Origin of the sequence: Fodinibius salsisoli (assembly GCF_026229185.1) — a bacterium.
In the GTDB taxonomy this organism is placed as follows: domain Bacteria; phylum Bacteroidota; class Rhodothermia; order Balneolales; family Balneolaceae; genus Fodinibius; species Fodinibius salsisoli.
Window position 1 is genome coordinate 1 of the sequence record NZ_JAGGJA010000028.1, and the last position, 9,426, is coordinate 9,426.

The window sequence follows — 9,426 nt, forward strand, 5'->3', positions numbered from 1 at the left end:
CTGGACAATCAAATTTGTAGTTATTTCAATTCAATAATGGTCTAAAATATGACACCAATCACAGTCACCAAAGCATCCGGAGAAAAAGAATCATTTGATGAAAATAAACTTCGGCGTTCACTCAACAGTGCAGGTGCTGATCAACAAATTATTGATCGAATTATAAATGTAATCAGTGAGATACTCTATGATGGCATTTCCACTCAGGAGATCTATAAAAGGGCTTTTCGACTGCTTAGACAGTATTCCGATCGCTCCGCCGGACGTTATAAGTTAAAAGAAGCATTATTGGAACTGGGACCTACTGGTTATCCCTTTGAAAAGTTTGTTGGCGAACTACTTAAAAGGTTAGGCTACCAAACTGAAACAGGAATTGTTGTGGAGGGCAACTGCGTATCCCATGAAATTGATGTGATTGCTGAGAAGGATAACAAGCATTTCATGATAGAATGCAAATTTCACAACCGAAAAGGGCATAAATGTAATGTAAAAGTCCCCCTTTACATTCAATCACGATTCAAGGATGTGGAAAGAAACTGGAGTAGCCAGCCCAGTCACGAAGACAAGCAACACCAGGGATGGGTGGTAACCAATACTCGATTTACCAAGGATGCCCTGCAGTATGGCAAATGCATCGATCTTAAACTGTTAAGTTGGGACTATCCCCAAAATAATGGGCTGAAAGATCTTATTAGCAAAGTGAATCTCCATCCTATTACTTGTCTTTCAACCCTTAGTAAGAAAGATAAACAGCAGTTGCTTCAGCAGAATATCGTTTTTTGCCAACAGTTATGTGAGAATGATAAGATCCTGACAAGCATAGGACTGGACAGCCGCAAAAAGAATCAAGTGTTGAAGGAAGCTCAGGATATTTGCAATACCAATAAAAATGAGATGACTAAATGAAATACTCCGATAATAACCACCTTGAAAGGGATCCTACTTTAATTATTTACTGCAAGGAATGGTGTGAATACCTCCAAAAATTAGTCAATCTGCTTCGGGTCAAACAACAAGCATTTACCTTTATCGATTTACGCTTTGATACCAAGCAAGCAAAAGCGTTGATATCTGAACTGGGAAACCCCTTGATTCTGCCTGTACTCTTCTTAAATGGAACTTATCATGAAAAACCCCCAATTTCGAAAGTCAAAAGTATTTTGGATCGATATCAATGGAGAAAACAGGTTGACCACAAATATTATGGTACCCTACCTGCTAAAAACCATCAGTAACCACTTTGCCTATGGCTACGATAAACGTCACAAAAGCATCCGGAGAAAAAGAACCTTATAATGAAGCTAAGCTACGCCGTATGCTGGTTGCTACCGGTGCTGATTCAAAAGTGATTGACCGGGTAATTAAGGCTATAGAAGATAAACTTTATGACGGTATTTCTACCCAAAGGATAACAGAAGAGGCATTTCGTCAGCTACCAAAAAAATCAGAAAATATTCGATTCGAAAAGATACCATCAGAACACAAACCACCTTCCGACTTTGATAGTGGAAGATTGGATAGGTTGCAACGCCACGCTTTCGATTATTTCTTGCATGAAACCAATCCGAATAACGGGCTGGTAGCAGACAATTCACAGTTGGGTTCGCCTGCCAGTATAGCTTCGGTCGGTTTTGCATTAGGAGCCTATGTGGTGGGAGTTGAACGCGACTGGATATCACGAAGCGAAGCAGTTCAACGTACCTTATCCACCCTGCGCTTCTTTTGGACCAGCGAGCAAAGTCCCGCTCCAAATGCTACCGGACTCAAAGGTTTCTATTATCATTTTCTGGATATGAAGACTGGGAAACGTGCCGGTAAGTGCGAATTGTCGACGATCGATACCGGTATTCTGCTGGCTGGTATGCTTCTGGCTGCCGCCTTTTTTGACCGCGAAACCAAACAGGAACAGGAAATCCGAACCCTGGTCGATGAGATTTATCGCCGTGTCGATTGGAAATGGGTTTGCAACGGTAAAGCCACAATCACCCACGGGTGGACACCAGAGGACGGCTTTCTACCCTATCGGTGGGAAGGCTATGACGAGGCTGGGCTCCTGTACTTCCTTGCTCTTGGCTCTCCGTCCCAACCGTTGCCGAAGGAAAGCTACAAAGCCTGGACTTCTTCCTATGAATGGAAGAAAATATATGGCTATGAATTCATCTACGGCGGCCCGCTGTTTATCCACCAATATTCCCACATCTGGATCGATTTTCGTGGTATCCAGGATGCTTTTATGCGGGAAAAAGGGACCAATTATTTTAAAAATAGCCGCCGGGCTACCTATGTCCAGCGTGATTACGCCATACGAAATCCATTAGACTTTAAAGGCTACGGAGAAAATTTCTGGGGAATAACAGCCAGCGACGGCCCGGGTTGGAGCACAAAAAAAGTCAACGGCATTGAACGTTCCTTCTTTGGCTATATCGCCCGTGGCGCACCCTACGGACCCGATGATGGCACGGTTGCCCCGTGGGCTGTAGTCGCTTCGCTACCCTTCGCCCCTGAAATTGTATTGCCAACCATCCAAAATTTCCAAGACGTGTATCCCCAGATTACAGGGAAATATTGCCTGAGATGTAGTTTCAATCTTAGTTATCCCAATAACCCAAAAACCCGGGAGGGGTGGACGTCTTCCTATCATTATGGTATCAATCTTGGGCCGGTTGTCTTTATGATCGAAAATTATAGGACCGGATTGATATGGAAGCTTATGCGTGGATCCAGGCATCTTGTGAATGGATTAAAAAAAGCAGGATTTAGAAACGGATGGTTATGAATCCTATTAAGAGAAGTTTATCATGAATTAACTTTAACTTGAGAAGAGAATTATGATGAATAAAAAAGACGTTGGATTTTATCTGGTAATAGCAGGACTCCTCGTTTTTCTATCCTCATGTCAAATGGGAGGCTCAGGCTACATGAGTGAGGAACAACGGAAGGAATTAGAAACCGCCTATGATTCTCTGCAATCTAATTACAAAAAGCTGTTGACAAACTATGAAGGCGCAATGGACACTCTGCCGTCTGACTTACAATCGCTCTACAACCAGATGCAGAAAATGCACGATGATATGGATGTCAGTCACCGTCAAATGATGGCTAGCAACATGGGGCGTCATATGCAGGGCGATAATATGATGGCTGAAGGCATGGGCATGCACATGCAGAGCCACATGACCGGTGAGTGGTATAACCAGATGATGGGCATGCACGAACAAATGGCCCGAATGCACCAGCGGATGGACCAGCAAAATATGGCTCGGATAAATCGTCGTCTCTCCGAAGAGTATGGTAATATGAGAAAGATGATTCCCGACCTGGATGAGCCCAGCGAGGTGCCTTTTAACGAGGAAGGAGATCCCGCGTTATTGAATGGTGAAAACCTGTATTCTCAAAACTGTGCCTCCTGCCATGGAAGTAACGGCGAAGGAATATCAGGAGCATTCCCACCACTGGTCAATTCAAAATGGGTAAACAGTAACAAATCTGTTCCCATCCGTATTTTACTCCATGGTCTGCAGGGGGAGATTGACGTTCAGGGACAAACGTATCAAGGGATAATGCCCTCATTCAAAGCCCGACTTAGTGCTGCGGAAATGGCCTCCATACTTAACTATGTACGTACCCAAAGTCAGGGGAACTTTCCTAAGATTACCCAAGATGAGGTCATCAAGACCTCCCAAAAATATAGAAAACGTACCCGCCCCTGGACCGCTTCAGAACTTCAACAAATAACTGAGGAGTAAATTGATGCATAACCAGTGTTTCTTGTAGGACTTCGTACGGCATAAGAAGAGGATAACCCTTCTGATCACGCTTAGGAAGACAATCTTATTTTTATTTATGTATTGCTAAATATTCAATGTTACTAGAGGATCAAGATGAAAAATCTAACTATTTATTTTGTGCTATTAACTGCCTTTTTGCTACTCAACAGTTGTGGTTCCACAGACAGCCAGCATGAAGAAGACGCTGTATATCCCATGTTCGTAGATGTAAACAGTAATGGCATCAATGATTATGTAGAACAGTCGACCCATGAATCAGGTTCGATTACCACATCTAAAAGTAATGATAGAACCTCGAATCAGGATCAACACTTTGGAGAGCACGGTCATGATTTTATTGATCAGGACAGCGACGGGATCTGCGATTATGCACAAAATGGAAGCCCTACCTGGCACGGGCCAGGATTTGTCGATGACAACAATAATGGTATTTGTGATTACTGGGATACTTCTCATGCTATGCACCGACGTCATGAAGGCATGAGGTTTCATGATGAAAATAGCAACGAAATCAATGACTATTTTGAAAGAGAAACTCACAGGGGGGCCGGTCATAACTTCGTAGATCAAAACGGAGACGGAATTTGTGATTATGCCCAAGACGGCAGTCCCATTTGGCATGGGCCGGGCTTCACTGATGCTAATCAAAATGGAATCTGTGATTATTGGGAAGAAGGTGGACGCGGGCATGGCCGTGGTCACGGCATGAATGGAGGGAATCACTAATACCTATTCATCTGTCTTTTTCACCACTATTTATACATGCTTATGAAGGAGCTGAAAAACGAACGGACGGAATTTACTCGAAATCGATATAACACTGTATCGACCATCTACGACGTGATGGAATGGCCGGTCGAACATCTTTGGTATAAAAAATGGCGACAAAAACTTTGGCAGCAGATACACGGTCCAAAAGTATTGGAAATTGGAGTTGGCACCGGTAAAAACATCCCGTACTATCCTAAAGAAATTGAATTAACGGGAATTGACCTTTCCTCAGGCATGCTCAAACGGGCAAAAGGGTTACTGAAGGATAAACGAAAAAACCATGTTACCCTTAAAGAGATGGATGCCCAAGACATGGATTTTCCAGACAATCATTTTAAGGAAATGGTAGCCACTTTTGTCTTTTGTTCGGTTCCCGATCCCGTATTGGGATTAAAAGAAGCACTGCGCGTCACAAAGCCTGGTGGCAAGCTACATCTGTTAGAACACATGAAGCCGGAACATTCCTTTCTAGCCAGTCTAATGGAAACGCTGGATACTCCCATCCACTATCTTAGTGGTGTTCATATCGCCCGGCAAACGGTAGCAAATGTTGAAAAGGCCGGCTGGAGTATTGAAAAGGTTCAGGATTTAACTGCGAAGGGCATCTTCAAAAAAATCGAAGCGAGCAAACCGCATTAAATTTCCTTTTCATCTGCCAGCGGCAATTCAACCACGAATGTACTTCCTCTCCCCTCTCCTTCGCTGTAAGCTCTAATTCTTCCACCATACAATTCAATAATGGCTTTTACGAGTGGCAGCCCCAGCCCACTGCCGGACTGTTGCTGCACTTCTGACTCATTGGCCCGGTAAAAGCGTTCAAAAAGGTGCTTTTTGGTCTCCTCATCAAAGCCGATCCCAGTATCACTCAGGTGGATAACTGCCTTACCGCTACTGCGTTGCAATTGGAGCTTTACCTGGCCACCTTCAGGTGTGTACTTCACAGCATTTTCCATCAGATTGTTGATCACCTCTTCAATGTACGCTCCATGCGCCCGGACTTGCAGGTCAGAATCAATCTGCGTTTGAATACTGATATTCTTTGCCTGAGCACTTTCCTGGTGTTGTTCGGTCACTGCTTCTGTAATACGGCTGATGCTAACCTTCTCCGGCTTTGACCTGTGCACCGACTCCACCCTCGAAAGCTGCAGGAGAAGGTGCACCATTTCACTCATCATACGCACCTCCACCAGCATCCGCTGAATGGTTTCCTGGTACTCCTCTTTGGAGCGGGGCTTGCGAAGCATGATTTCAGCATCACTGCGCATCGACGACAGAGGGGTCATAAGCTCGTGAGCAGCATCCGAGGTAAATCGCTTTTCTCGCTCGAACCCCTTTTGCAGGCGGTTGAGCATCATATTAAACGTTTCGGCCAAGTCCGTGAGCTCGTCTTTTACCTGGTAGTTTACGGGAATTCGCCTATCCAAACCTGTGGCTGTGATTGATTTCGCTGCTTCATTAATAGACGCCACCGGCTTCAGAGTTCTTCGGGAAAGCCAGTACCCCCCCAGGATAGAAAACGCCACACTTATCGCAATCAGGACCAACAGATATTGCCTAAACCAACTCAGCTCTTCATTCAATGTCAATTCAAATCCGGTTACTTCCAGCCAGCCACAAAATTCACCATCACTATTGTTAATAGGATAAAACAGCGTCCGCGCCGGAAGATCCTGCCACTGGCTGCTGAAGGAATACTCCTCGTTTGTTTCGGGAATTTCTGTATCCAGCGGCTGTATCGTATCCGAGAAGTTGGGGCTATTATAAATTAAGCTATCTTTCTGATTATACATCCGAACATAGGTCCCGTACTCTACCCCACTTTCAAGTGCAGCGTTCCTACTGTACCCTGTAAGATCAATGGAGAGTGAATCTTCGGTGTTTATATGGGGAAGCAACTGCTCAGCTTCAAAACGAAGGTGCCGATCATAATTATGATGAATGGACTGATGAAAAGTCTCGTACAGGAAATAGCCAAACAGGCTGAGCATCATGAACAGACTTAACCCATACCAGAACGCCAATTTTTTAGAAATAGATAACCGGTCAAAAAATGAGGTAATATGTGCCACTATGTTACTCTTCCGTCTGTGTTAATTTGTTGTTGAGTCGATAACCCGCTCCACGTATGGTTTCAATGACCTTTGAAGTATCTTCCATAAACTCTTCTTCACATTCTTTAAATGATTCCGCCAACTTCTGGCGCAACGTTGAAATCGTCGCTTCAATGGTGTTATCGCTTACGTGGTAGGCCGATCCCCAGACCCGCTCGGCAATCTGTGTTTTGGAAAAGACGGTCTCCGGTTCATTGAGCAAAAGTTCTAAAAGTATAAACTCCTTAGGTCGCAACGAACGCTTAATGCCACAAACTTTTACCCAGTGCTTCCGCGAATCTAGTTCAATAGGTCCTACAGAAACAGGGTCATTATTCTGCATCTCCGAGGAACGCCGTCCTAATGCTCGAACGCGTGCCAGCAGCTCCTCAAAAGAAAATGGCTTACCCATATAATCATCGGCTCCGGCATCCAACCCCGCAACCTTGTGATCCAAGTCTCCCAGTGCTGTTAACATAAGGACTGGAAAAGATCGGTCTTCTGCACGCCAATGCTCCAAAATTTGTTTGCCGTCCCGATGGGGCAACCGCCAATCCAGGATAACCATATCGTAATCATTCACCAGCCCCTGCAGCTCGGCTTCTTCCCCATCATGCATCACCTCGACCACATGGCCTTCTTCTTCCAGTCCACGCTTAAGAGAGCTGGCAAGTTGTTTTTCGTCTTCCACTAATAATATCCACATACCACTGGCTTTCTAATTATTGAAATAATGACCTAAAGATAAAAGATGCTTATCAATAATGTTTTAAGCTTGATTTAAGGTTCACCCCTTATATTGCGGCTCGACACTATAAAACCAATGCTTTAGCTAATAAAAACAACAGGTTACGATTCCTTATGAGTGACAATAATAATATGAGCCGTCGTAAATTCTTGCGCTATACAGCTTCGATGGCCGCCATGGCAGGAATAAGTTCTGTCCTCCCCACCTACGCTTTTGCCGGATTTGACAATCGGGAGGTCTTAACCCCCAAAGGACCGGACAATGTTATCGATCTGACCATCGGTAAAATGCCTCACAAGATTGATGGCAAGCAAGGCGAAGCCATTGGTATCAATGGTACGGTGCCTGGCCCCTTGATCCGGCTTCAGGAAGGAGAAGACGTAATGCTGCGAGTTACAAACGAGCTGGAAGATACCACCTCGATACACTGGCATGGAATTTTATTGCCTTTCCAGATGGATGGCGTCCCCGGCGTCAGCTTTGACGGCATCGCCCCCGGTGAAACCTTTGAATACCAATACCCAGTGCGTCAGCACGGCACGTATTGGTACCATAGTCACTCGGGGCTGCAGGAACAGCTCGGCCATTATGGTCCCATGATCATTGATCCTGCTGACAAAGATCCCGTTGAGTATGATCGTGAATACCCGATCGTGCTTTCTGACTGGACCTTTGAAGATCCCCATGATGTGCTGGACAACGTCATATCACTGGACGCTTATTACAATTATCAGCAGCGTACACTCGGAGAATTTTTTGGGGATATAAAAGAAAATGGGTTTGGCGATACCGTTAAGGACTACCTTTCATTTGGAAAGATGCGTATGAAGGCGACTGACCTGTTGGACATAACCGGTGCTACCTACACGTATCTGATGAATGGCCTTGGACCAAACTCAAACTGGAATGCCCTTTTTAAGAAAGGTGAAAAAGTGCGCCTGCGATTTATTAATGCCTCGGCCGGTACCACTGCTTTCGACGTTCGTATTCCCGGCCTGGAGATGACCGTGGTAGCAGCCGATGGCCAGAATGTCGAGCCGGTGCCCATCGAAGAATTCCGTATCGGTATTGCTGAGACTTATGACGTTATTGTAGAACCCAAAGAAGAAAAACCCTATACCATTTTTGCCGAATCCTTGGACCGTAGTGGCTACGCCCGTGGCACACTTGCACCGCGTGAAGGCATGTCAGCACAAGTGCCCGATCTCCGTCCCCGACCCAAGCGTGATATGAAAGACATGGGCATGATGATGCAGATGGGTGATATGGAAGGTGATAACATGGAAAACATGGATCATGGGGCTATGAACCACGGAGATATGGATCATAGCGATATGCAAATGCCAGCTATGAAGGAGACACCCGTAAAACACGGTCCCGATACACACGGTATTGGTGCCGCTGCGATTGCACAGAACCAGTTTAACCGACTCGATGAGCCGGGCATAGGTCTCGGCAACGACGGACGCAAAGTACTGGTATATAATGATCTTAAAAGCCTGCGTCCCAATAAAGATAAACGCGATGTCCAGCGTGAAGTGGAGCTGCACCTGACCGGAAACATGAAACGCTACATGTGGTCGTTTGACGGTGAGCAGTTTCACGAAGTGGACGGTCCCATTGAATTTACACACAACGAACGGCTCCGGCTCACGCTGGTCAACGATACCATGATGGAACATCCGATTCACCTGCACGGCATGTGGATGGAGCTGGAAAACGGTAACGGGCAATACAATCCCCGCCAGCACACCCTACTCGTACAACCGGCCCAACGAATTTCAGCCCTCATTACGCCGCGCGACAAAGGGCGATGGGCCTTTCACTGCCACATTCTCTACCATATGGAACGCGGCATGTTCCGGGTGGTCCAGGTGGCCGATGAAGACGGCAGTATCTATGGGCAAGACTATTCGTAAATAGATTTAGCGAGCTTTTACAAACGAATTCTATTTGATATACAAAATTGTAACATAATGAACACGATTAAACGCGCATCAACATTCATTCTCACAACCTTCGCTATCAT

General features: G+C 45.4%; 9 protein-coding genes. 7 read left to right on the plus strand and 2 right to left on the minus strand.

Annotation, left to right across the window (positions count from 1 at the left end; genetic code table 11):
- The first annotated feature begins 48 nt into the window (after positions 1-48).
- From J6I44_RS20375 to J6I44_RS20400, 6 genes are all read left to right on the plus strand, one after another.
- The gene (locus tag J6I44_RS20375; protein ID WP_265768118.1) at positions 49-906 is read left to right on the plus strand and encodes a restriction endonuclease; all 858 of its coding nucleotides are present in this window, start codon (positions 49-51) and stop codon (positions 904-906) included.
- Positions 903-1,235, plus strand: coding sequence for a glutaredoxin family protein (locus tag J6I44_RS20380; RefSeq protein WP_265768120.1), 333 nt, complete (start codon positions 903-905; stop codon positions 1,233-1,235). Before J6I44_RS20375 ends, J6I44_RS20380 begins: the two co-directional genes overlap by 4 nt.
- A gap of 11 nt (positions 1,236-1,246) precedes the next feature.
- Positions 1,247-2,776, plus strand: a complete 1,530-nt coding sequence (locus J6I44_RS20385; RefSeq protein WP_265768121.1) for a glucoamylase family protein — start codon at positions 1,247-1,249, stop codon at positions 2,774-2,776.
- A gap of 142 nt (positions 2,777-2,918) precedes the next feature.
- Positions 2,919-3,746, plus strand: a complete 828-nt coding sequence (locus J6I44_RS20390; protein ID WP_265768122.1) for a c-type cytochrome — start codon at positions 2,919-2,921, stop codon at positions 3,744-3,746.
- Positions 3,747-3,881: 135 nt separating this feature from the next.
- Positions 3,882-4,514: a hypothetical protein gene (locus J6I44_RS20395; RefSeq protein ID WP_265768123.1), complete on the plus strand. Its 633-nt coding sequence runs from the start codon at positions 3,882-3,884 to the stop codon at positions 4,512-4,514.
- Positions 4,515-4,556: 42 nt separating this feature from the next.
- Positions 4,557-5,198, plus strand: coding sequence for a class I SAM-dependent methyltransferase (locus J6I44_RS20400; RefSeq protein WP_265768124.1), 642 nt, complete (start codon positions 4,557-4,559; stop codon positions 5,196-5,198).
- On the opposite strand, the gene J6I44_RS20405 is transcribed toward J6I44_RS20400, so the two are convergent.
- Both J6I44_RS20405 and J6I44_RS20410 read right to left on the minus strand, forming a co-directional pair.
- A complete protein-coding gene (locus J6I44_RS20405; protein ID WP_265768125.1) occupies positions 5,195-6,628 on the minus strand; it encodes a sensor histidine kinase in 1,434 nt (477 codons plus the stop codon). The genes J6I44_RS20400 and J6I44_RS20405 overlap by 4 nt on opposite strands.
- Positions 6,629-6,632: 4 nt before the next feature.
- Positions 6,633-7,355 (minus strand): response regulator transcription factor, encoded by a 723-nt coding sequence (locus tag J6I44_RS20410; RefSeq protein ID WP_265768126.1) that lies wholly within the window; start codon positions 7,353-7,355, stop codon positions 6,633-6,635.
- Between the two features lie 155 nt (positions 7,356-7,510).
- Here J6I44_RS20410 and J6I44_RS20415 point away from each other — a divergent pair, with 155 nt between their 5' ends.
- On the plus strand, positions 7,511-9,316 hold the full coding sequence (locus J6I44_RS20415) for a copper resistance system multicopper oxidase (protein ID WP_265768127.1): 1,806 nt from the start codon (positions 7,511-7,513) through the stop codon (positions 9,314-9,316).
- Positions 9,317-9,426 lie beyond the last annotated feature (110 nt).